This window comes from Bacillus sp. FSL K6-1033 (assembly GCF_038630765.1).
GTDB lineage: Bacteria > Bacillota > Bacilli > Bacillales > Bacillaceae > Bacillus > Bacillus altitudinis.
Map to the genome: position 1 here is coordinate 1,791,194 of NZ_CP152041.1, position 22,420 is coordinate 1,813,613.

Annotated in this window: 19 protein-coding genes; 2 read left to right on the forward strand and 17 right to left on the reverse strand. The window is 42.8% G+C overall.

Going from position 1 to position 22,420, the window contains the following annotated elements; genetic code table 11:
- Position 1: 1 nt before the first annotated feature.
- From MHH31_RS09105 to MHH31_RS09165, 13 genes are all read right to left on the reverse strand, one after another.
- Positions 2-709: a response regulator transcription factor gene (locus MHH31_RS09105; RefSeq protein ID WP_058337211.1), complete on the reverse strand. Its 708-nt coding sequence runs from the start codon at positions 707-709 to the stop codon at positions 2-4.
- Positions 710-840: 131 nt separating this feature from the next.
- Positions 841-2,109, reverse strand: a complete 1,269-nt coding sequence (locus tag MHH31_RS09110; protein ID WP_082627046.1) for a glycoside hydrolase family 30 beta sandwich domain-containing protein — start codon at positions 2,107-2,109, stop codon at positions 841-843.
- Positions 2,110-2,150: 41 nt separating this feature from the next.
- Positions 2,151-3,695, reverse strand: coding sequence for a glycoside hydrolase family 43 protein (locus MHH31_RS09115; RefSeq protein ID WP_342495458.1), 1,545 nt, complete (start codon positions 3,693-3,695; stop codon positions 2,151-2,153).
- Positions 3,696-3,918: 223 nt separating this feature from the next.
- Complete coding sequence (locus MHH31_RS09120) at positions 3,919-5,379, reverse strand: CoA-acylating methylmalonate-semialdehyde dehydrogenase (RefSeq protein ID WP_165378884.1); 1,461 nt, start codon at positions 5,377-5,379, stop codon at positions 3,919-3,921.
- Between the two features lie 373 nt (positions 5,380-5,752).
- Positions 5,753-7,084 carry an alpha-glucosidase/alpha-galactosidase gene (locus tag MHH31_RS09125; RefSeq protein ID WP_282747275.1) on the reverse strand — a complete coding sequence of 444 codons (1,332 nt, stop codon included), beginning with the start codon at positions 7,082-7,084 and terminating at the stop codon, positions 5,753-5,755.
- 31 nt (positions 7,085-7,115) lie between these two features.
- Positions 7,116-7,946 carry a carbohydrate ABC transporter permease gene (locus MHH31_RS09130; protein ID WP_007499267.1) on the reverse strand — a complete coding sequence of 277 codons (831 nt, stop codon included), beginning with the start codon at positions 7,944-7,946 and terminating at the stop codon, positions 7,116-7,118.
- Positions 7,946-8,878, reverse strand: coding sequence for a sugar ABC transporter permease (locus tag MHH31_RS09135; RefSeq protein WP_191219243.1), 933 nt, complete (start codon positions 8,876-8,878; stop codon positions 7,946-7,948). The genes MHH31_RS09130 and MHH31_RS09135 overlap by 1 nt, the downstream gene beginning before the upstream one ends.
- A gap of 30 nt (positions 8,879-8,908) precedes the next feature.
- Positions 8,909-10,165: an ABC transporter substrate-binding protein gene (locus MHH31_RS09140; RefSeq protein ID WP_342495459.1), complete on the reverse strand. Its 1,257-nt coding sequence runs from the start codon at positions 10,163-10,165 to the stop codon at positions 8,909-8,911.
- Between the two features lie 217 nt (positions 10,166-10,382).
- Positions 10,383-11,423, reverse strand: coding sequence for a LacI family DNA-binding transcriptional regulator (locus tag MHH31_RS09145; RefSeq protein WP_342495460.1), 1,041 nt, complete (start codon positions 11,421-11,423; stop codon positions 10,383-10,385).
- Between the two features lie 183 nt (positions 11,424-11,606).
- The gene (gene alsE / locus MHH31_RS09150) at positions 11,607-12,299 is read right to left on the reverse strand and encodes a D-allulose 6-phosphate 3-epimerase (protein ID WP_008343724.1); all 693 of its coding nucleotides are present in this window, start codon (positions 12,297-12,299) and stop codon (positions 11,607-11,609) included.
- A 17-nt stretch (positions 12,300-12,316) separates the two neighbouring features.
- Positions 12,317-13,579, reverse strand: a complete 1,263-nt coding sequence (locus tag MHH31_RS09155; protein ID WP_135227035.1) for a PTS ascorbate transporter subunit IIC — start codon at positions 13,577-13,579, stop codon at positions 12,317-12,319.
- Positions 13,580-13,605: 26 nt separating this feature from the next.
- Positions 13,606-13,872 carry a PTS sugar transporter subunit IIB gene (locus MHH31_RS09160; RefSeq protein ID WP_017359544.1) on the reverse strand — a complete coding sequence of 89 codons (267 nt, stop codon included), beginning with the start codon at positions 13,870-13,872 and terminating at the stop codon, positions 13,606-13,608.
- A gap of 15 nt (positions 13,873-13,887) precedes the next feature.
- Entirely contained in the window at positions 13,888-15,960 is a 2,073-nt protein-coding gene (locus MHH31_RS09165) for a BglG family transcription antiterminator (protein WP_342495492.1), read from the reverse strand.
- 257 nt (positions 15,961-16,217) lie between these two features.
- Here MHH31_RS09165 and MHH31_RS09170 point away from each other — a divergent pair, with 257 nt between their 5' ends.
- Positions 16,218-17,747, forward strand: a complete 1,530-nt coding sequence (locus MHH31_RS09170; RefSeq protein WP_342495461.1) for a hypothetical protein — start codon at positions 16,218-16,220, stop codon at positions 17,745-17,747.
- 598 nt (positions 17,748-18,345) lie between these two features.
- Here MHH31_RS09170 and MHH31_RS09175 read toward each other — a convergent pair.
- From MHH31_RS09175 to MHH31_RS09185, 3 genes are all read right to left on the reverse strand, one after another.
- Entirely contained in the window at positions 18,346-18,645 is a 300-nt protein-coding gene (locus MHH31_RS09175; protein WP_212361909.1) for a contact-dependent growth inhibition system immunity protein, read from the reverse strand.
- 143 nt (positions 18,646-18,788) lie between these two features.
- Positions 18,789-19,262, reverse strand: a complete 474-nt coding sequence (locus MHH31_RS09180) for a GNAT family N-acetyltransferase (RefSeq protein ID WP_342495462.1) — start codon at positions 19,260-19,262, stop codon at positions 18,789-18,791.
- A gap of 132 nt (positions 19,263-19,394) precedes the next feature.
- Positions 19,395-19,814: a MarR family transcriptional regulator gene (locus MHH31_RS09185; RefSeq protein WP_045034820.1), complete on the reverse strand. Its 420-nt coding sequence runs from the start codon at positions 19,812-19,814 to the stop codon at positions 19,395-19,397.
- Between the two features lie 170 nt (positions 19,815-19,984).
- Here MHH31_RS09185 and MHH31_RS09190 point away from each other — a divergent pair, with 170 nt between their 5' ends.
- On the forward strand, positions 19,985-21,508 hold the full coding sequence (locus tag MHH31_RS09190) for an MDR family MFS transporter (RefSeq protein ID WP_144680438.1): 1,524 nt from the start codon (positions 19,985-19,987) through the stop codon (positions 21,506-21,508).
- Positions 21,509-21,549: 41 nt separating this feature from the next.
- On the opposite strand, the gene MHH31_RS09195 is transcribed toward MHH31_RS09190, so the two are convergent.
- Complete coding sequence (locus tag MHH31_RS09195; RefSeq protein WP_039167828.1) at positions 21,550-22,419, reverse strand: class II fructose-bisphosphate aldolase; 870 nt, start codon at positions 22,417-22,419, stop codon at positions 21,550-21,552.
- Position 22,420: the final 1 nt, after the last annotated feature.

Genomic DNA, 22,420 nt, shown 5'->3' on the forward strand with positions numbered 1-22,420 from the left:
TTTACGCATCCTTTACAACAAATTTATAGCCAAGCCCTTTGACCGTCACGAGAAATTCTGGTGTAGATGGGGAATGTTCTATTTTTTCCCGAAGTCTTCGTATATGAACCATTACCGTATTATCAGAACCGAAGAAATCCTCTCCCCAAACCGTTTGATAAAGCGTTTCTTTACTGATTACGCGATTCGGATGCTGCAAGAAATAAGTCATCAACATAAGTTCTTTCGGAGTGAGTTCAATTGCCGCTCCGTTTTTCGTCAGTTCGGCTTGCTGCTCGTTTAACTCAAATGGGCCTTTTTTGATCACGGGCTCCGCTTGAGAAGGCTGTAAGTATGATGACCGTCTTAGCTGGGCTTTTACCCGGTAGGCGACTTCTTTTGGACTGAACGGTTTTGTAATGTAATCATCGCCGCCAATGGCAAGTCCTACAATTTTGTCTGATTCCTCTCCTTTTGCTGATAAAAAGATAATCGGAACATGCGAGACATCTCTGATTTGTTTGCAAATATCGTAGCCTTCTCCGTCTGGCAGCATAATATCCAGTATGACGAGATCGGGTTGTTCTTGATGAAATAGCGTGAGCCCATCACGGGCAGTTGAAGCTGTTAACACCTGATCAATGCCCTCTCTTGTTAATACGGTATCGATTAATTCCAATATTTCTTTTTCGTCATCTATAATCAATACTTTGCTTTGAACCTTTGGCATGATAATCACTCTCCTGAAGTCATTGTTATTATTATACCCAAAGTGTTGACGTCGTGAAAAATCAACTTTCTATTTACACAGAAAAAAGCCAATTTTCTTTTTTGATGAGAAAATTGGCTTTTCGTGTTTCTCTAGCGTTTGACCACAAATGTTGTCACACTTTGAGCCGGAAGATGAGCCCAAAATTGATTGCCCGAAATCGTGATATCTGTACCAGGCTGAAGGTTGCTGCTGCCGCTCGTCACCCATCTAGACGCCTGAGAAACGGAGCCATTTTGCACGACGAAGTGTTGATTGACCCCTGCATTGTTTTTGTTAATCGCGACAATGACGACCTGATTGTTTCCTTTATAGGCTGAGACGAAAACATTCGGTTCAGGGCTTTTCGTTGCATCAATTCTGACGTACCCTGGACGCACAAACTTGGAGAAATGCGCCATGTTGTATCCACGTTTGCTAATCATTCCATCTTCCTTCATAGGACCGTATGATCTCCTAATGTACCACCACACATACGCCTGAAAGTCCCCTTCCACCATTGAATGGTGAATATGCTCTGATACCCCTAATGCCTCAGGCCAGCGGTCCGCTGAATTGTTATCACTATTCGGGTAGTAGACCTCTGTCATCCATAGCTCTTTTCCCCCTCCTTTTTGTTTGAAAAGAGGATACGGAAGCTGACTGATTTGGGTCCCGTATAGATGAGCGCCGAGAATGTCCATATTTCTAAGCGCCTGCGGATCGTTTAAGATAGGATCTGAGATATTCTTAAGGTATTGAAAGGATTCTGGTGCAATCACACGTGCATTAATGGAGCCGGCATTTTCTCTCATGAAACGCAGGATTTCCTGAGGCGTCCACCATGTCCATTCGTGTGCATAATCGGGCTCGTTTTGAACAGAAATCGCATAAAGATTGACTCCGTTGTTCTTCATGTAAGTGACAAAATCATTCAGATGCTGAGCATATGCTGCGTATTGATTGTATTTAAGCCGTTTGGCAGGTGATCCATTCCGGTTGAATGTTTCAACCATACTGCTTGGAGGATTCCAAGGGGAAGCAATGACTAGAGCACCATGCTCGATCGCTCGTTTGGCCGTCGCGACTTCTCTGCTCCAATTGTTTCTGTTTTCGTCTACATATATTCTAAGAATGGAAAACCCTAACTGATTTTGTCCATTGCCAAAGGCGGTTTCCCTTTGTGGCGCTGTCAAATCACCAATCCAAGCTGGGTGGTTCATTCCGCCAAAACCACGAATCACTTGTCTTTCTGCGTTGAGGTTAATGTTTGCGTCACTGGCTGCTGATACCTCAGCTACTCCGGGTCCAATGAACATGACAGACAGCATGGTGAAACACACCAATAAAGCAAGCATTGGTTTTTTTATACATGACATCAAATTCCCCACTCCTCTATCAAACATTTAAGCACCTTTATTCTCTACCTTTGAGTAAACTGCCAAGAATCAAATTGGAATAGATTTCCCCCGCCTGTTCCGGTAAAGACAAAAAATACGTTGTGCACACCGGATGCGCCGTTAATCGCTGTTTCTATTTCCCGCCAGTTTTGTGTTCCACCGGTGGAAGGAACATCAAGTGTACCGACCAGTCTGCCGTTTGCGCTGCCAAGGCGTACTTCTATTTTCCCGCCTACTGTCGATGCGACATTGGCTTTAAATGTTCTAGCGCCATTTGAACCAAAGTCTACATTCCCTAAAGCCACCCAATCGCCGTTTTGAATGTTGGTGACATGCTGGTTATTCACTGGTCCTCCTGGTGCTGACGAGGCTTCTGTCAAAATGCGTCCATTCCAAGCGAATGTTTCAGCTTCAACGCGTTGATATGGATTCAGATTAGATAGCTGTTTCACTCCTTCATAATTGGCTGCTACTTCTCGAAGGGAGCCATCTGCATTATGCACAAGCTTATTAATATGTGGAGAGCGGTAACCCTTGCCGGCCCCGTATAAAGCAGAGCTAACGGTTTGCGTATGATACACCACATACCACTCATTTTTAAAATTGAACACCGCATGATGGTTGTTACCGCCGCCACCAAAAAAAGCACCCGGATTTTTTAGAAAGTGTCCTTTATATGTGAAGGGTCCCATCGGACTTGAGCTCGTCATATAGCCGATTTCACCAGGTGGTTTATCAGCAGGATGAGAGCCGCCAAAATTGATGCAATAGGAATAGTAATAGGTTCCGTTATACTTATGCATCCCCGAATCTTCAAACATAAAAGGAGCATCAATGGTGGATGCGCTACTGGCCACACTTGTCATATCAGCACCTAGCTTCAGGACTCTTGCTGTTTTAGGATTTGCCCATTGTCCCTGCGTTGGATTGGAACCGCCTGGAACGCCTCCGCCGGCATATAGATAGCCAGTACCGTCATCATCTACAAATACGGCCGGATCAAAAAGCCATACAACTCCGGACATGCCAGGTGTACTTGGCGTAACGAGCGCTTTTCCAATTGGATCAGTCCATGGGCCAATCGGGCTGTCTGCTGTAAGGACTCCAATCCCTCCGCCGCTGTTAGCGAAATAAAGGAAAAATTTATCCTTTCCATTGATCTTCTTTACCGCCGCTGATGGGGCCCATGATGCGCCTGCCCATTTGGCAATGCCTCTGCCGCCATTTGCCCCATTTGCCCCCGCTACTGGAATCGCTCCGTGATCGGTCCAGTTGACCATATCCGCCGAAGAGATGACGAATACTCTATTCAGATTCGCAAATGAATTGTCCTTAATCGTTCCGTTGCTTTGATATTCATAGTCATCACTCGACATATAAAGGTACACTCTTCCGTTATAGGTAAGCGCAAACGGGTCTGCTCCTAAGTGATGGTCAATGAGCGGGTTTGCATTTCCTACTTGCTTGGCAATAGGAGTGCTTGCCGCATTCGCTTCATATACCGGCAAACAACTCAGTACCAAAGTGAAAATCAATAAACAAACGCTGCACTTCATCCTCGTCCTCATCGTGTCATTTCCTCCTGTTTTCATCTTCCTGATATTGGGGTTTAGGCCCAATTTCAAATTATGTTGATGTTTCGTGATGAAGAATGAATACAAAGAATGATTTCTCCCTGTGAATCCCTGTAAAGAGTGCGATGAAAACCCTTACTTTTTAACTAGAAGACAACAAAAAAATGCAGTCTCCATTTTGGAGCTGCATTCTTCCTCATTGTTCAATAAATGTAGGCTACATATACCGAGCGGTCACCATTTTCTTTCTCGTGTAAAACTCTACTCCGTCTGTTCCATTGGCGTGCAAGTCTCCGTAGAAGGAGTCTTTCCAGCCGGAAAATGGGAAGAAAGCCATTGGAGCAGGAACACCAATGTTAATGCCTAACATGCCGGCTTCGATGTTTTCACGAAATTCTCTTATGCTTGAAGCGCTGTCTGTGTATAGGCAGGCACCGTTTGCGAATTTTGATTGATTGGACAGGTCGATTGCTTCTGCGAGTGATGAGACACGGACAATGGATAAGACTGGGGCAAAAATCTCGTCCTGCCAAATTTTCATTTGATTTGTGACATGATCAAAGATCGTTGGTCCGACAAAATACCCTTCTCCATTTGTTTCGTTATCTTGTCTGCCATCACGAATCAGGCTTGCGCCTTCTTCAATTCCTGATTGGATATATTGAAGAGTTCGTTCTTTATGCTCCTTCCGAATGACTGGTCCGAGAAAGACATCTTTATTTATTCCGTTTCCGATGACAAGCTGGTTGGATTCATCGACCAATTGTTGAATCAAGTCGTCCGCCACGTCTTCTTCCACTGCGACAACGGCTGCTGCCATGCAGCGTTCACCTGCTGATCCAAAAGCAGCGCCAATGATTTGTTTTGTTGCCGATTCTAAATCAGCATCTTTCAAGACGATGGAGTGATTTTTTGCACCGGCAAGTGCTTGTACACGTTTACCATGTGCTGTTCCTTTTTTATAGACGTATTCTGCGACTGGCTGAGAGCCGACAAACGAAATGGCTTTTACCTTTTCATGTTCAAGCAGACCGTTTACTACATCGTGAGCGCCATTGACAATGTTGAGCACACCTTTTGGAAGTCCCGCTTCTTCAAATAGTTCTGCTAACCGTGCAGCAAGGATTGGCGTCCGTTCTGAAGGCTTTAAAACAAATGTATTTCCACAGGCGATGGCAAGCGGGAACATCCAGCATGGGACCATCATCGGAAAGTTAAAAGGGGTAATGCCGCCGATGACGCCAATTGGGTAGCGGTACATGCCAGACTCTAGACCAGTCGCAATATCAGGTAGTTGTTTCCCCATCATTAAGGTTGGTGCACCAGCGGCAAATTCCACACATTCAATTCCTCGCTGCACCTCTCCTTTTGCTTCTGTTACACTTTTTCCGTTTTCCAACGTGACGAGTTCAGCTAACTCATCCCATTTCTCAACGAGTAACTGTTGGTATTTAAATAATATACGTGCGCGCCGGGGAACAGCTGTTTTAGACCAAGTGGTGAACGCTTCTTGTGCTGCTTGGACTGCATGTTCTACATCCGTTTTTGTAGAAAGCGGTACTTCTGCGATGACTTCGCCAGTAGCTGGATTATAAACAGCTTCCGTTTGGTTCGTTTCGGCGTCCACCCATTGTCCATCAATATAATTTTTCAACGTTTGTACATCTGTTTTGGTCATGTTCCCTCTCTCCTCTTTGTTTGGATTGTGATGCAATCGTGTGTTGATTTATCGTCATTGTCTCATCTAAGGGGTCTTCATCTGTATACACTCTTTGTCAAATGAAACCACAGTTTTGCTTTACGTTCTGATAATACATGTGAAGTCTCTACCTTTCAGCTTCTTTGGTTCCGCAGATCTGTCCCCCTTTTAGGTCGTTTTGTCTGTGTGTCATGTGGCATGATCATGTTAATTAATTGATGATATGTTTTTGGTTAACTGTTGGTTAACTTTAGAAAAATCATAATATTAAAAACGCTTTCAGTCAATGATCAGTTTGTTGATCTAAAAAAGCCTGATGCCAGGTGCATCAGGCTAAGACCGTTTATTTTAGTTATTTAGAAGAAATTGCGTATTGACTCGGCTCTGTATAAGCCGGGAGCATCTCTCCGTGTGCTTCGATTAATTCATTACATAGTTTGATGGTGTCATCAATTGATAATTCAGCACTTGTATGCGGGTCTAATAATGCCGCTTGGTAAATGTGTTCTTTTTTGCCGCTGATTGCAGCTTCAATCGTCATGAGCTGTGAGCTGATATTGGTCCGGTTGAGTCCAGCCAATTGTTCAGGTATCTCTCCGATATAACATGGCATGATACCGCTCCGGTCGGCGACACACGGTACTTCTACACAGGCTTTTTCAGGAAGATTGTGAATGAGTCCACCTGTGTTCAGTACATTTCCACCAAATTTAAAGGGAACGTTCGTTTCAATCGCTTCAATGATACGTGAACCATATTCTTTAGAGCGCGTATGCGTGATCTGCGTGTTTCCCACAAGGTCATGTTTCATCGTATTCCAATTGTTGATTTGTTCCTCGCAGCGTCTTGGGTATTCATCGAGCGGAATGTTAAACTGTCCAATCAGTTCTGGATAACGAGATTTGATAAAATACGGATGATATTCTGCATTGTGCTCTGAGGATTCGGTGACATAGTAACCGAATTTATCCATTAGTTCAAAACGAACCATATCTGGATGCCGCGTTTTTTGTTTTTCTTTTGCTCTTGCTTTGATTTCTGGATACAAGTCTTGACCGTCCCGTTTCACTTCTAATAACCATGCCATGTGGTTAATGCCGGCAATTTTTTCTTCAATGCCTTCATGGTCCATTTCAAGTGATTGAAATAAATCTTTCGTACACACCTGTACGCTATGGCAAAGACCAACCGTTTGAACCTGAGTATAACGCAGCATAGCGCCAGTCAGTGTGGCCATTGGATTCGTGTAATTTAACAATAAAGCGTGTGGACATACCTCTTCCATATCCTTTGCGAAGTCCAGCATCACAGGAATGGTTCGAAGTGAACGGAAAATGCCGCCGATGCCAACCGTATCTGCAATCGTTTGTCTTAATCCATATTTTTTTGGAATCTCAAAATCAATGACAGTGCTTGGCTGATAGCCTCCCACCTGGATGGCATTGATGACATATTTCGCATTCTTTAAGGCTTCTTTCCGGTTGTGATACGACTGAATGGTCACATGTGCACCGTAGTTCTCTTTTAAGTGACGCAGCATCGTTTCTGATTCTTTCAGCCGGTTGTGGTCGATATCATATAACGCAAATTCAAAGCCGGCAAGTGCGGGAACGAACAGACAATCTCCTAATATATTTTTAGCAAACACGGTACTTCCTGCACCGATAAATGTAATTTTAGACATAGACGACACTCCTTTTTACATCAAGGTTGGATTACCCTTTAACAGAGCCTTGAGACAGCCCCGCGATAAAGTATTTTTGCAAAAGTAAAAACATCGTGACCATTGGCAGCATCGCAATGAGAGCAGCGGCGCCAACGAGCTGGAGCTGGTGTTGATTTTGACCAAAGAAATTGGATAAGGCGACTGTAAGTGTATGCATCTCTTTATCTTGCAAGAAGAAGATGGCAAATTGATAGTCGTTCCAAATATACACACAGGCAATGATTAAAACAGAAGCGGTAATTGGCTTCAGTAGCGGAAAAACGACGGTGAAAAAGACTCTGAGTGTTCCCGCGCCATCAATACGAGCGGCTTCTTCAAGCTCCTTTGGAATCGTCGACCGGATAAAACCGGCATATAGAAAAATCGTCAGTGGCAAAAAAGCAGCGACATTGTTTAAAATAGCGATTTGATAAGTATTCATCATGCCAATTTGTACAACCATTTTGTATAGCGGGACAAGGGCGGTGAGCGGCGGTATCACCATAATGGCAATGAATAAGAGATACACCGCTTGATTCAGTTTTGTTCCTCTTCTTGCAAGCGGATAGGCGGCAAGTGATCCAAAGATGATGAGTAGGGCAGCCGAGCTGAACGTAATGATCACTGTATTCAAAAAGGACTGACCAAGCTGAGCATCTGTCCATGCCATCAGAAAGTTTTCAAAATGAAGCGTTGATGGGAACAACCATTTTGAGCTAAAATCTCCTATCCCCTTTAGAGAGGTCGTGACTAAAATATAAAATGGAATCAGGTGAAGCAATGTTATCAAAAGGGCGAGTAAGGAGTACCATCTTTTCTTTCGTTTATAGGCGTTATCCATCACACCTCGGTCTCCTTTCGTTTGAAATAAATGAGCGCTGCGACACTTACGACAAGGATGATGACAGCCATAAAGACACCTTGCGTCGCTGCATAGCCTGCATCCTGCCGTTTGAAATACAAATCGTACATAAAAGTCGACATCGATTGCGAGGAATCTCCGGGTCCTCCGCCAGTGAGCGCGACAATGACATCAAATAATTTAAGTCCACCGATCACATTGAGCACAACATTGATGGTGATAGATGGCATTAAAAGCGGTAATGTGATGCGCCAAAATTGCTGAAGACCTGAAGCGCCATCGAGTTGTGCTGCTTCATAATAATCTTTAGGAATGCTTTGGAGTCCTGCTAAATAAATGATCATGGCAATCCCGACGAATTGATACGTATTCACAAACACGATGATCCAAGTGTTTAGCTGCGGATTACCAAGTGCGTTCATTGGATCAAATCCAAAAAGGGTGACAACGTCGTTTAATGCGCCGCCTTGGTACGCAAAGACAAAATACCAGATATAGCCCATAGCAATCGGGCTGATCATGACGGGTAAATAGATCACCGTTCTTGTGATGGCTCTCATCTTTAAACTTTGATTTAATAAGAGTGCATATCCAAGTCCAATCATATTTTGTAAGATGGTGCTCCCGATGCCGTAAAGAAGGGTATTTTTCACAACAAGCCATGTAGTTGGATCTTGCAGTAGTCGTTTGTATTGATCCAGCCCAATCCACTCATACTGTTGTGAAAAACCGTTCCAATTTGTAAAAGAGAGCTGAATCCCGTTAAAAAAGGGATAAATGATAAAGGCACTGACAACGAGAACAGCAGGCAAGTACATCCACCAAAGTGAAGAATTTTGGCTATTTTTCATCTTCTGTTTTGGAAAAGAGGTAAATGTCGCCGCCTGTTTTTCTTTTGTGATGTCACTCATTGGCTTCACTCCTGTTTCAGCATGAGCCTGCTATTGTTTTTTCAGACGCTTATATTCCTCTTCCATTTTCTTCGATAGTTGTTCCGGTGTGATGGAGCCTGCTAATAATTCTTGGCCGGTCGTTGCCATGACAGCCCACATGCCGCTCGGTAAGTATTTCCGATCAAAATATGGTTCAATCTTAATATCTTCATATTGCTCGTAAAATGTAGAATAATAGTTTTTGGCTTTGACTTCTTTTAAAGCCGTTTCAGAGGAAGTGCCCTCTGCGATTTTTTTTGCGTTTTCAGGCTTTGCTAAAAAGTCAATGAATTGTTTTGCTTCTTTTAGATGCTTTGAGTCTTTCCATGCCGCAACAGTAAAGCGTTCTCCACCAATCCAGCTTTGCTCATCTCCTTCATGAATAGCTGGTACGGGCATGGTGCCTACTTTGATCGATTGATTGAGTTCAGTCGCCTCAGGTCCTAAAGATCCTCCCACAAAGGTGAAAGCGATTTTGTTTTGTGCCATCAGCTCAGGTGCTTGGGATAGTTTCGCCGTGAGCACATCTTTGTTTAAAAGCTCTTCATCTTTCAGCTCCTTCATAAACTGTGCAAGCGGTGTATAGTGAGACCAATCAAATGATCCATTTTCAAGGTCTTTTCCGTATTGATGTTTTTGATCGGTAATGAGTAAAGGCGTTGCCAGCTCATCAAAGACTTGGGCAATATTTGAATTGTCGCCTCCTGGAATCCAGAGTGGCACCACTTCCCCGTTACTTTTTTCTTTGACAGTCTGTAAAGCACTTTTCAGTTCATCCAGTGTTTTAGGAACTTTCATGCCATATTTTTTTAATAGATTGGCATTAAAACTAAGTCCGTCTTTTGCTTGATTCAGCGGATAGGCATAGACTTTGCCATCTTTGTCTTTTAAAATTTGATCGAGTGAAGGATCGAGTTGTTTTACCCAGTCCATTTCCTTTAGATCAGCCACATATTCGCTATATCGCAGCTTGGCCCAGCCGTGTGTATCAAATAGGTCTGACATATCGTTTGCGCCCATTTTGACGCGTATCATATCTTCATAGCTGTTGCCAGGGAAGTTGGCATCAATTCGGATGTTTTGATGTTCTTTTTCAAAATCACGGATCACTTCTTCAAATGCCTTTCTCTCCCCGCTGTTACTCATTGTGGAGAATAGGGTCAAGGTCACTTTCCCGTTTGCTTCAGACGCACCGTTATTGCCGCAAGCAGACAAGATCATCGACAAAACTAGAGCTACACACAGCATCAGAATTTTTTTACTCATCGTTTCCTCCTTTTGATCACTGAAAATTCAGACGATTATCGGTAGAATTCATGCAGTTGCGGAAACAAAAGAAGTCCATTATACTGGAATTCTATTCTTTTCAAAGAGATAAGAGAGCAATTGGGTAAACTGCGTTGTTTTCAGCATGATCTGGCCATCATGCTCAGCAGCTTCCTTCCTGCTTTTTTGTCTCTTTTTTGTTTACTGAAATGCTTATTCACCCCCTTTCATGGATTGGGCATGTGCTACCTCTTTGTATGAGCTTTGTTGGCACGACGACTTTTAGGGGAAGCTTTCTTCCTTCTATCCGCTCAAGCAAAAGCTTTAGACCTACTTCCCCCATTTGTTCTGTATATACTTTAACCGTTGTGAGCGGCGGGCTTGAAAAGGAAGCGGCTTCGATATCATTAAACCCCACGATTGAGACATCTTGAGGTACACGAAGACCGGCTTCATGTAGCGCACGCATAGCGCCTATTGCCATAGAATCACTTCCGATAAAAAAGGCTTCTGGAAGCTTTCCTTTTTGAATGGCTTTTTGCATAAGTGAGTAGCCTTCTTGCATCGAATATTCGCCTATGTGGATGTCATTCATATGAAGAGTTCCCGCTTCTTGCATTCTTTTGATAAACGTTGTTTGTCTTTCGTCCTCAATCACAGCATTTCCTTCGAAATAATGCTCCCTCTCTTTCCCGCCAATATAGCCTAGATGTGTATAGCCGAGAGATTGCAGATGACGAATGGCACGATCTGCCGCTCTGACAAAATCCACATGTACACAATCATACAAATCTTCATCCGCATAATGATTGATAAACACAATATGTTCCATTCGGTTTGTCATTTTTTCAACCGTATCAGGGCTGATTCGTCCGATGACGATCAAACCGTCAATATCCTTTAGTATCGCCCCTTTATCCATGTTTCTTAGGCGAAAAGTATGGAGAGTGGACAGACCTCGTTTGGCATATTCTTTTTCAATTCCTTTTCGAATCGATGAAAAAAAAGGATCATTTAATTCTTCGTCAATGGATTGGGCGACAACGACACCGATGACTGGGGATGCGGGTGGGCTTTTTACTTCTGCTTGATCGGCTTTTCTTGCTCTGACTGGGGTATAGTTTAATTTCTTGGCTATGTCGAGGATGTTTTGTCTTGTTGCGTGTGAAACGGCAAGCGTTTGGTCGCCATTTAACACACGGGATACAGTAGAGACAGATACTTTTGCATCATGAGCAATATCTTTGAGTGTAGTCATAGGCAAACTCCTCATCATTTTTGACTAAATGTTTACTAAAGATATTTGAAGAATAACACATAAATAAAGCGCTTTCAATTATAAATTTATGTTTTTATGAAGTTTTTGAGTATGTTTTGATAAGGAGATAGGTTGTTTAGTAAAATTGCGTAAAAAAGAGGATGGGCTTCATCCTCCTTTTTACTAAGGTGATTTCATTGTGGCTGTTTCTTTTGCGAACAATTGCTTCATTATTTCCCATGCTTTATCTAATTCTTCGTGAAGTCCAAATAAACCTGAGGTGCCGATGATGTAAATTTCATTTCCTGCCTCAGCAAGCAACCGGAACGTGCTTTCATTACAAGAGCCGTCTACCTCAATTGAAAATGAGTATCCCCCCTTCTCTTTGATTTCTTTCACCTCTTTCATTTTCGGAAGCATTTCTTTGATAAAAGGCTGACCCGCAAACCCTGGATCAATTGTCATGATCGTCACCCGGTCTATTAAATGAATAAAAGCATCTAATGCTGCAACTGGTGTGGCGGGATTGAGAACAAAGCCGACCTCACACTTTCTTTCGTGGATATGCCGAATGATTCGAAAAACGTCTTTTTGCACCACTTCTGGATGTAAACAAATCATCGTTGCGCCTGCATCAATACATGCATCTATTAAAAATTCCTGAGGCTGTTCGGCCATAAGGTGAACATCAATCGGAACGTCTGTCAGTTTCCGCAGCTGTTCAATGAAAAAGGGTGATAAGGTCATATTCTTTACGTAATGACCATCCATGACGTCGACATGATAACGGTCTGCCCTTGTGTTCAGAAGCTGAATTTGTTCACGGAAGTGCGTTAAATCCATACACATTAATGAAGGTGAGAAAATGGCTGTCATCCCCTAATGCCTCCTTTTTATAGATGAAATAAAAATTTGATCAATCCAATCAAGATTCCGATGATACCGAAGTCTGTATCTCCAAATGTTGTCCCTTCAAAGCCAAGAGTGCCTAACACAGGAAGTAAACAAGCTGGTAAAAATGAAAGGAGTATTCCATTCACAAAGGAACCGGCGACTGCACCTCTCACTCCTCCCGTTGCATTGCCATATACGCCCGCTGTCGCACCGCAGAAAAAGTGCGGCACAAGTCCAGGAACAATGACAGTTAAACCAAACAAAGGAAGAAGGAAAATAGACACGATGCCTCCTGCAAAACTGCATAAAAAACCGATGATCACCGCATTTGGAGCAAATGGAAAAACAGTTGGCGCATCAAGAGCCGGCTTTGCCCCTTTGACGAAACGATCGGCAATCCCTTTGAAAGCAGGCACAATTTCCCCGATTGCCATCCGTACACCTGCTAAAATAATGTACACCCCAGCAGCAAAGGTAATGGCCTGAATGAGAATGAAGATAGCAAAGTTCGTACCACCACTAATGTTTTCTATGAATGAAATTCCCGCAAACGGTGCAATCGCAAAGAAAAGCAAAGCCATCGTAATGGAGATGGCCACCGATGTATCTCTTAGAAAGCCGAGTGACTTAGGCACTTGAATGGTTTCCGTTGATTTCTCTGGGCGCCCGACCCATTTGCCGATCATTCCCGCTGTAAAATAGCCGAACGTACTGAAATGACCGAGCGCCAAATCATCACTTCCAGTGACTTTCCTTGTAAACGGCTGAAGGATTGCGGGAGCAATGACCATCGCTGCACCTAATACGATTGAACCAGTGGTGATCAGCAGCGTCCCTTGCATGCCGGCTGTTGAAAGAACAACTGCAAGCATAGCCGCCATATATAGCGTATGATGACCAGTTAAAAAGACGTATTTAAAGGGTGTGAATTTTGCCAAAAGCAAATTGACCAACATACCAAAAATCATAATGAGCGCTGTCTGTGTACCGAATTCCTTTTGGGCAATGGCCGCCATGGCATCTGTATTTGGGACAACCCCTTGAATGTGAAAGGCTGCTTCAAACATCTTCCTGAAAACCCCAAGTGAATCAGATACGACTGTGGCGCCCGCTCCTAATATTAAAAAACCCATTGTTGTTTTTAAGGTGCCTGATACAGTATCGGCAGCTGACTTTTTCTGCAAAAGCAAACCAGCGAGTGCAAACAAACCGATGAGAATTGCGGGTGTGCCCAATATATCGTTCATGATCAGTTCTATCATGATGTGAATCCCCCTTTTTCCGTCGATTATATGTGTTTACGAAGGACGTCTTTAATGGCTTCCTGGTCTAACAAGTTATTTAATCCAGCGACCTTTCTTGTGCCGTCATCCAGCTGATCGATAATATCTGTTGCGCCAATATAGAGGTCTGCTTGTTCATTTTTGCTTGTACTGAGATCGGTGTGATCTACTTCTGCTAAAAGTCCTAATTCTTCTAATGCCTTTTTGACATTCATTTCAACAATAAAGCTGCTTCCTAAACCGTTTCCGCATACAACTAGAATTTTTTTCATCTTCTTTTTCCTCCTTTATACTTGTGAAAATTGATTGATTAGTTGTTGAATGGCTGCTAATTCCTCTGCTTCAATCAATTGTCTCACCCGTTTTTCTTCACTTAACAGCATCGTCAGCTGTTTGAGTGCTTTCAGGTGGGTCATACTGTCAATGGCAGCTAATACAATGATGAGACGAACTTGCTTTTTTCCATCCTTTGAAAAGGAAACGGGCTGATGACATGACATAAGTGACATGCTTAATTTGTTCACGCCATCCTCTGGTCTGGCATGCGGAATCGCCACTTGTGGCGCAATCACAATATAAGGGCCATTTTGATGAACAGACTGGATCATCGCTTTCACATAACTTTCCTGAATCGCTTGTTGATCAAGCAAAGGCTGCGCTGCTTTTGTAATGGCCTCCTGCCATGTGTCTGCTGTTTGCTGGAGCTGAATGGTTTCTTCTGTTAATAAATCGTTTAACACTGGTTTCCACCCTTTCTGGTGTGATACATATGTGGGATGAAGCAGCTCCTTCAGGTCATGAAGCAATGCTTTTTCATTTTGAACGATGGTATGCTGCTGAATGATATTGAATAAAGCATTCACATGGTGCTCATCAAGCTTAGGTTCTGAGCCTTCTCCATATTGAAGCAATGTTTTTTTCTCATAAGCAGTGAGAATAGGGTGAACGAGATGAACAGGTTTTCCTTTAAACGAAATAGGTGTCGTTGACACAACAAAGTCGGCATCAATGGATGTTAATTCTTCATATGAACGTTTTGATAACAGTCCGCGTATGTCGATGTAGCCGATTAATTCAAGAAGCTGCGTTTTCAGCATGTGACTTGTGCCAATTCCTTCTCCGCAGACAATGTAAACAGAACGTTTCGCAATCGATGAAATCCCTTCTCTTCTCATCCAGCCGCCAAAATGCATCGCCACATAGGCAATTTCATGATCGCTCATCTTTGAACAGGTCGCCTTCTCTAAATGGCAAGCAACCTTTTGCGTGATGTCAAACACCTCTGGCTGTGCATGTTTAATGGAATCTGTTAATTCATTGATGATATCAATGTGATAGATGAGCCTATAATAGGCCGGAATTAAATGCATGGTTAAGTTTTGTTCCAAGACTTCTACTTCCTGGAAGGAAATACACGCATAACGCTGAAAGTCAATGGTCATTTGTCTCGCAATGGTTCGAATGAGATGTTCTTCTGGTTTTTGACTTGTTGGAAGTTTTTGTTTTTTGGCACTGAGCCATAGCGTACTAAGAAAATAGATTTCATCATCATGAACCAAAAGACTGGTTTCTTTTTGAATTTGCGCCATGAAACGAATAGCAGCCAAGCATTCATCTGTTTCCTGCAATGTTCGTTTTTCTTCTGTTGAAATGTGTACAGCACGTCCTAGCTTCATCCGTTTAAAGTAGAAAAAGAGATCCATAGACAGCTGATCCAGCATGTCATCTGCAAACTCAAGCTTCAGATCTTGTTCGGACTGTTGAAGGAGAGCATGTATTCTCTTATATGAAATAGGACCCTTTAACCAAACCGATGGAAACGTTTTTTCATTTTTTATCATGGTGCGAATGAAATGAATATAAGGCTTCAGCGCCAATCGAATTGTTCTTTCTTCTCCTGAAATTAAATAGCCGCTAGCCGCCTGATAGTGAAGTGTAAGCTGCTGTTTTGAAAGTGCTTCTTTTAGTTGTTTCATATCTTCAAGCAGTGTATTGCGGCTTACCTTCGTCATCTCCATAAAATCATCAATTTTTAGATGCTTCTCACTGCATGTAATGGATAGGAGCAAGATGGCACGTCTTTCTTTTACACATGGTTCATAGTCATGACCGACTAGAACGGTGTCAGCTTTTTCGATAATGACTTCTTTCTCGTGTGGATTTAAATAGTAGCCTCGTTGATCTTTTCGCTGGACGCCACTAAGCTGATGGGTTTCCAGCCAACTATTCATTCGCTTAATTTCAGCGTAGACCGTTCGAGTAGAGACATTCAGTCGATTCTGTAAATCTTCAATTGATAGATAAGTGGTCGTGTGAAGCAGCATCGATAATAAAGTCGTGCCCCTCTTGGTTAAGTGCAGTTGGAATCCCTCCCTTCTTCCCTTTGGTTATAAGTCTAATCAACTCCCATGCGCCAAAGAAGTCCAAATGTTTTCAGTAAGTTTTGTGAAGCTTTTGGGTGCCTTTTTTCATTAAAAAAGCACACCCACATGAGTGTGCTTTCATCGGTGAGTTTTATATGAAAAGTGCCTATTTTTACCGACTTCCATCATAGCCCCTACATATATTCCCACAATTCATATGATATGTATAACTACATTGTTTAAGGGAGCTCGTTATGAAAAAAAGATATTACTGTTGTCGTTGTGGAAAGTGTTTTGAATATTGTTGCTGTATAAAAACCATTGTCGTTCCTGGAAGACGAGGACGACCTGGGCGTATTGGAGATCCTGGCCCAACCGGCGCCACTGGCGTGACAGGAGATACCGGTCCTACTGGGGCCACTGGCCCGACTGGCGTGACAGGAGATACTGGAGCTATCGGCCCGACTGGTGCTACTGGAGATACTGGAGCTATCGGCCCGACTGGTGCTACTGGAGATACTGGGGCTATCGGCCCGACTGGTGCTACTGGCGTGACAGGAGATACCGGTCCTACTGGTGCCACTGGCGTGACAGGAGCTATCGGCCCGACTGGTGCTACTGGTGTGACTGGAGCTATCGGCCCGACTGGTGCTACTGGTGTGACAGGAGATACTGGAGCTATCGGCCCGACTGGTGCTACTGGAGATACTGGAGCTATCGGCCCGACTGGTGCCACTGGTGTGACAGGAGATACCGGTCCTACTGGTGCCACTGGTGTGACAGGAGCTATCGGCCCGACTGGTGCTACTGGAGATACTGGAGCTATCGGCCCGACTGGTGCTACTGGAGATACTGGAGCTATCGGCCCGACTGGTGCTACTGGAGATACTGGAGCTATCGGCCCGACTGGTGCCACTGGTGTGACAGGAGCTATCGGCCCGACTGGTGCTACTGGAGATACTGGAGCTATCGGCCCGACTGGTGCCACTGGTGTGACAGGAGCTATCGGCCCGACTGGTGCTACTGGAGATACTGGAGCTATCGGCCCGACTGGCGCCACTGGTGTGACAGGAGATACCGGTCCTACTGGTGCCACTGGTGTGACAGGAGATACCGGTCCTACTGGTGCCACTGGTGTGACAGGAGATACCGGTCCTACTGGTGCCACTGGTGTGACAGGAGCTATCGGCCCGACTGGTGCTACTGGAGATACTGGAGCTATCGGCCCGACTGGTGCCACTGGTGTGACAGGAGATACCGGTCCTACTGGTGTTACTGGGCCTACTGGCATTGCAACATTATCAACTAAACCAATATTCTTTGCAGGGACCAATTCTGGTTTTGCAGAATTAGCAGGCTCACCAGGTCAAACATCAGAAACTCTCCCTTATGTTATCACTGGAGATACCGGTAATATTGTTGGTTTTTCTGGGAGCATTAATATCAATAATTTACAAATAGGAACCTATGTTTTTGACATTGTTATTAATATTCCAAACAATTCTAGTACTGCACCACCAGCTAATATTCTGGCTTCAGTGACACTTGTTGTGACTGCAAACATTACTGGCACCCTTAAATTTTCAAGTAAACCAACAGATGTAGGACCGCAAAGTACCTTTCTCTCGAATAATGGAGCTTATACCCTTGCGCCTGCAACTGTAACATGGGCATTTAATGTACCTGGAGCACCTGTAGTTCGAAACGATTCCCTTTCATTATTTACAACACCTACGCCTTCTACAAGTGCATTTTACACAGTTTTCGTAAGAACAGATATTTAAATTTTGTAGAATAAAAAACAAGACCTCGAAGAGTGAGCCCATAAAGTGAAACAAAAAAACACCTTTAAGTTGAAAATCGGGTATAGCATACCTGAATACAAATTGAAGGTGTTTTTGTATAGAATAAAGAGTCCATCCTTCTTTAAAGCTGAATCCATCTTCAGCAAGTACTGTGCACCTTTTGGGTGCTCTTTTATCATCAAAAAAGCACACCCGCATGAGTGTGCTTTAAACTTGTATGCAAAGAGTTTTTAGTCTTCTTTTACGTGATAGAAAACTATTGTAATGTCATGAACGTCCAGGTAAATCTTTTTGAAATCCTATATTTTAATACTTCACAATGCTTTTCGCGTTCTTCCATCACCACTATGTACTGCACCATCACCGACAAAACAACGCACTTAAAGTGCGCAATGATAAGCGTCCGCAGGTTCTTCCTTCTGGACACCATATTTCGTTCGTCTTGCTTGTCTCTATCCTACGATGATTCTTACAAAATAGGTCAATTTAAATCACCCTTTGATTTGGTTTTTTTGAGTTTGAAGCGCAATAAACACAAAAGCCTTGAAAGGGATAAAGCCCATCAAGGTTCATTTTGTTACTTCATTTTCACTGCTTTTTTCATTTCCTCTATTATTTGATTAAACCACTGTAAAGGGTTTATTGAGATCGCCGGAAAGTATATTTCTGCATTATTTTCAATAAAGCTTTCTTTTTTTTGTATTGTTAGAGTACTATTCAAAAAATCCTGACAATCCTTTATAGTAGACAGCAGACATTCTCTGCTAGCTTCATGGATAAACTCATCTAATGCTTCCTCTGGTGAATCAATATCCTGATGAAATGTCCCACCTAAAAAATCTTCTAACTTCTTTAAATAACTGGAGCTCTCATTCATTGAATCACCTCTGCAATGTATTATATCTTTTCTACTATTGAAAAAAGTTAAATAAATGAAAGGGTATAACATGTTTTATATGACGAATATGTTATACCCTTTCTTCTTAAACTAACGCACCTGTTAGCATAACAAAAAAATGATTATTTTATTTTTTTTAGCATTTTAAAATTAGCCAACTTAACCCCCTTTTTTTCAACAGTTTGTGAACAAACAATTTTGTAACCTAGATGTTCAAAAAATGGCTTAGCTGTAATACTTGCTTCGGTATCAATTTCTAAAAGATTTAGTTTCTTTGCCTCAGATTCGAGCATATCAACTAAAGCTGTGGCTATACCTTGTCCTTGATAATCTTTATGAACGAATAGTCTATCTAAGTACCCGGTATGCGTCAAATCGCTAAAACCAACAACTTTATCATTCACTTTAGCAACAAATGTTATATTTTGACCCAATGATTCCTTCCAAGAATTCATTTTAGATTCTTTCTCATCTCTTGGTGCCCAAGCATCCAACTGGACTTGGGAATAATTTTTTGAATTTACGGAATGAACTGTTTCATAAAATAATGAAACAATTTCTTTTGTATCAGTTTCCTTAAACTTTATAATCTCCACTTTCTGTTATACCTCCCCTTATTTGGATAAGCATCCTATGTTGTTATTCTCAATGAGAACTTCTTGCACCCTCATAACACATTCCTCATAAAAGATATTACCGCTTCGTCTAAAGACCTCACATTGTCCTTTCTACGCCTTAGACTTAAGCAATTGCAGCTCTTGATCCATGACCTCAGCTGCCTCGGTAATAAATTGAATGATTAAATCCAATTCTTCAGGTTTGTATTCATTTGTGAGTTTTTTGGTGGATGCCGATAAAGATAGAAAGAGTTCCTTCACTTGTGATTTCCCAGCCGTTAATGGAACAATGATGACCCTTCGCTTGTCTTTTGGGTCCTTCTCCCTTTTGACGTAGCCTGCTTTTTCTAACCGGTCAATGAGAGCGGTGACCGCACCTGAGCTAAGACCGGTTTTTTCACTTAATTCACCTGCTGTGAGTGGTCCAAGTTCGTTTAACAAATCTGCTGATTTGAGATCTGTTGGGAAAAGGCCGAGCGATTGAGCGGCTGCTTGGTGAAATAGGACTGTTCGTGTAGCAAGGCGTCTCATCGTATGAATGATCTGGTCCGCTCGATCTTCTGCCTCGTTCTTTGTTGACAACTTGTTCTCCTCCCTTTAAAATCAATTTATCTTGATCATCAAGATAAATGTTCTCTTACTTTATAATTAACTTGATCATAGCAAAAAAGTGAAGAGAACGTAAGCAGGAGGTAAATGAAATGAATAACGTGGATCATAAAGGCAAGGCATCCACTCGCTTTGTTGTCATCGGTTTGCTGTTAGGGATTTTTATGGCAGCGATGGACAACACCATTGTCGCAACAGCAATGGGAAGCATCGTCGCCGATTTGGGCAGTTTTGATAAATTTGCTTGGGTGACTGCTTCTTATATGGTGGCAGTGATGGCCGGTATGCCGATTTATGGAAAGCTTTCAGATATGTATGGTCGAAAGCGTTTTTTTCTGTTTGGACTTATTTTCTTTTTAATTGGATCTGCGCTGTGCGGCATCGCACAAACAATGGATCAGCTCATTATTTACCGTGCGATTCAAGGACTTGGAGGCGGTGCTCTTCTTCCGATCGCTTTCACGATTATCTTTGATATCTTCCCGCCAGAAAAGCGCGGGAAAATGTCCGGTATGTTTGGTGCAGTTTTTGGTCTATCCAGTGTATTAGGACCGCTGTTAGGAGCAATTATTACGGATTCGATCGGCTGGCATTGGGTGTTTTATATTAACGTACCAATTGGTATCGTCAGTGTGTTCTTGATCGCCAAATTTTATCAAGAATCGCTCGAGCATCGTAAGCAGAAAATTGACTGGTCAGGTGCCATTACACTTGTCGTTGCGGTTGTCAGTTTAATGTTCGCTCTTGAGCTTGGCGGTAAATCGTATGCATGGGATTCTGTTCAAATCTTGACACTGTTTGCTGTGTTTGTTGTCTTCGGCACCATCTTCTTCATTGTTGAACGGAAGGCAGAAGAACCGATTATTTCATTTTGGATGTTTAAAAATCGTCTGTTTGCGACATCTCAAATTTTGGCGTTTTTATATGGCGGGACGTTTATTATTCTAGCTGTCTTTATTCCTATCTTCGTCCAGGCAGTGTACGGTGAATCTGCAACAAGTGCCGGGTTCATTTTAACACCGATGATGATTGGTTCCGTGATTGGCAGTATGATTGGCGGAACGATGCAGACGAAAGTACCTTTTAGACGATTAATGACCATCTCTGTGATTTCATTTTTTGCTGGGATGCTGCTGCTTGCCAATATGTCGCCTGATACAGCAAGATTGTGGCTTACGCTCTTTATGATGATTTCAGGTTTTGGCGTTGGATTTAGCTTCTCCCTTCTGCCATCTGCTTCAATGAATGATCTCTCTCCGCGCTACCGCGGCAGTGCTAATTCTACCAATTCGTTCATGAGATCACTTGGGATGACTTTAGGCGTGACGATTTTTGGAACGATTCAAACCAATGTCCTAACAAATCGTTTAGCAGATGCTTTTAGCGGAATGAAAGGAGCTTCTTCTCAAGTTGGTGATCCACAAGCCATTTTCCAAGAGGGGGCACGCTCACAAATTCCGCCTGATATTTTAAATAAAGTGATTGATGCGATGTCACAAAGTATTACGTATGTATTTATGATTGCTTTATTCCCGATTGCACTTGCGGCGATTACGGTCGTATTTATGGGAAATGCACGAGTACGTACATCAAATGAAATGAAAGAAAACGAATAATGTGAAAAAAGCAGAGCGATGCGGCTCTGCTTTTTTTCATCTTATTGATATAAAAGTTGGGCTTTTCCTTCGCTGCCAACGATCTTTATTTTAGATGTGACCATGTCTTTGGCTGCTTGTTTTGCTTTTTGTAAATACATACGCGGATCTAAGCTTTCAGGTTCGTTTGAGAAATGATCACGAATCGCTTCAGAGTATGCATTTTTCAGTTCAGTGGACACATTGACCTTTGCCATACCGAGTGCGACACATCTTTTGACATCCTCATCTGGTACAGCTGAACCACCATGAAGGACAAGCGGCACATCGACAAGCGCTGCAATTTGTTCAATGCGGTCAAAGTCGATATCCGGCACCCCTTTATAGATGCCGTGGGCCGTGCCGATCGCAGGTGCTAAAGTAGGTACACCAGTTTCTTCTACAAATTGACGGCATTCTGATGGAATGGCTTTTTGAGCATCTTTTTCATCCACGACAATATCATCTTCTACCCCGCCTACCTTGCCTAACTCGGCTTCTACATTCACACCTACTTTTAAGGCAAGGTCCACCACTTCTTTTGTGCGGCGTACATTTTCTTCATATGAATGCATGGAAGCATCGATCATCACGGATGTATATCCCGCTCGTATACAAGTCAGAATCACATCAAAATCAGTGCAATGATCGAGATGAAGGCCGATTGGTATTTGGTATTGATCAGCTGCCGCCTTTACTGTATCTGCAATGGCTTTTGCGCCAAGCGATTGGACCGTGCCAACCGTTGTTTGCAAAATGACAGGTGATTTTAATTCAGCTGCCGTTTCGAGTACCCAGTAAATACTATCAAAGGAATGTACATTGAATGCGACAATTCCGTATTTTTCTTTTTTTGCTACTTCAAGCATAGGTGTTGTGGAAAGTAAAGGCATG

Excerpts from the sequence above, each read along its gene's own strand:
- MHH31_RS09105 (WP_058337211.1), bottom strand. The coding sequence starts at position 709 with ATGCCAAAGGTTCAAAGCAAAGTATTGATTATAGATGACGAAAAAGAA.
- MHH31_RS09115 (WP_342495458.1), bottom strand. The coding sequence starts at position 3,695 with ATGAGGACGAGGATGAAGTGCAGCGTTTGTTTATTGATTTTCACTTTG.
- MHH31_RS09120 (WP_165378884.1), bottom strand. The coding sequence starts at position 5,379 with ATGACCAAAACAGATGTACAAACGTTGAAAAATTATATTGATGGACAA.
- MHH31_RS09125 (WP_282747275.1), bottom strand. The coding sequence starts at position 7,084 with ATGTCTAAAATTACATTTATCGGTGCAGGAAGTACCGTGTTTGCTAAA.
- MHH31_RS09130 (WP_007499267.1), bottom strand. The coding sequence starts at position 7,946 with ATGGATAACGCCTATAAACGAAAGAAAAGATGGTACTCCTTACTCGCC.
- MHH31_RS09135 (WP_191219243.1), bottom strand. The coding sequence starts at position 8,878 with ATGAGTGACATCACAAAAGAAAAACAGGCGGCGACATTTACCTCTTTT.
- MHH31_RS09140 (WP_342495459.1), bottom strand. The coding sequence starts at position 10,165 with ATGAGTAAAAAAATTCTGATGCTGTGTGTAGCTCTAGTTTTGTCGATG.
- MHH31_RS09145 (WP_342495460.1), bottom strand. The coding sequence starts at position 11,423 with ATGACTACACTCAAAGATATTGCTCATGATGCAAAAGTATCTGTCTCT.
- alsE (WP_008343724.1), bottom strand. The coding sequence starts at position 12,299 with ATGACAGCCATTTTCTCACCTTCATTAATGTGTATGGATTTAACGCAC.
- MHH31_RS09155 (WP_135227035.1), bottom strand. The coding sequence starts at position 13,579 with ATGATAGAACTGATCATGAACGATATATTGGGCACACCCGCAATTCTC.
- MHH31_RS09160 (WP_017359544.1), bottom strand. The coding sequence starts at position 13,872 with ATGAAAAAAATTCTAGTTGTATGCGGAAACGGTTTAGGAAGCAGCTTT.
- MHH31_RS09170 (WP_342495461.1), top strand. The coding sequence starts at position 16,218 with ATGAAAAAAAGATATTACTGTTGTCGTTGTGGAAAGTGTTTTGAATAT.
- MHH31_RS09175 (WP_212361909.1), bottom strand. The coding sequence starts at position 18,645 with ATGAATGAGAGCTCCAGTTATTTAAAGAAGTTAGAAGATTTTTTAGGT.
- MHH31_RS09185 (WP_045034820.1), bottom strand. The coding sequence starts at position 19,814 with ATGAGACGCCTTGCTACACGAACAGTCCTATTTCACCAAGCAGCCGCT.
- MHH31_RS09190 (WP_144680438.1), top strand. The coding sequence starts at position 19,985 with ATGAATAACGTGGATCATAAAGGCAAGGCATCCACTCGCTTTGTTGTC.
- MHH31_RS09195 (WP_039167828.1), bottom strand. The coding sequence starts at position 22,419 with ATGCCTTTACTTTCCACAACACCTATGCTTGAAGTAGCAAAAAAAGAA.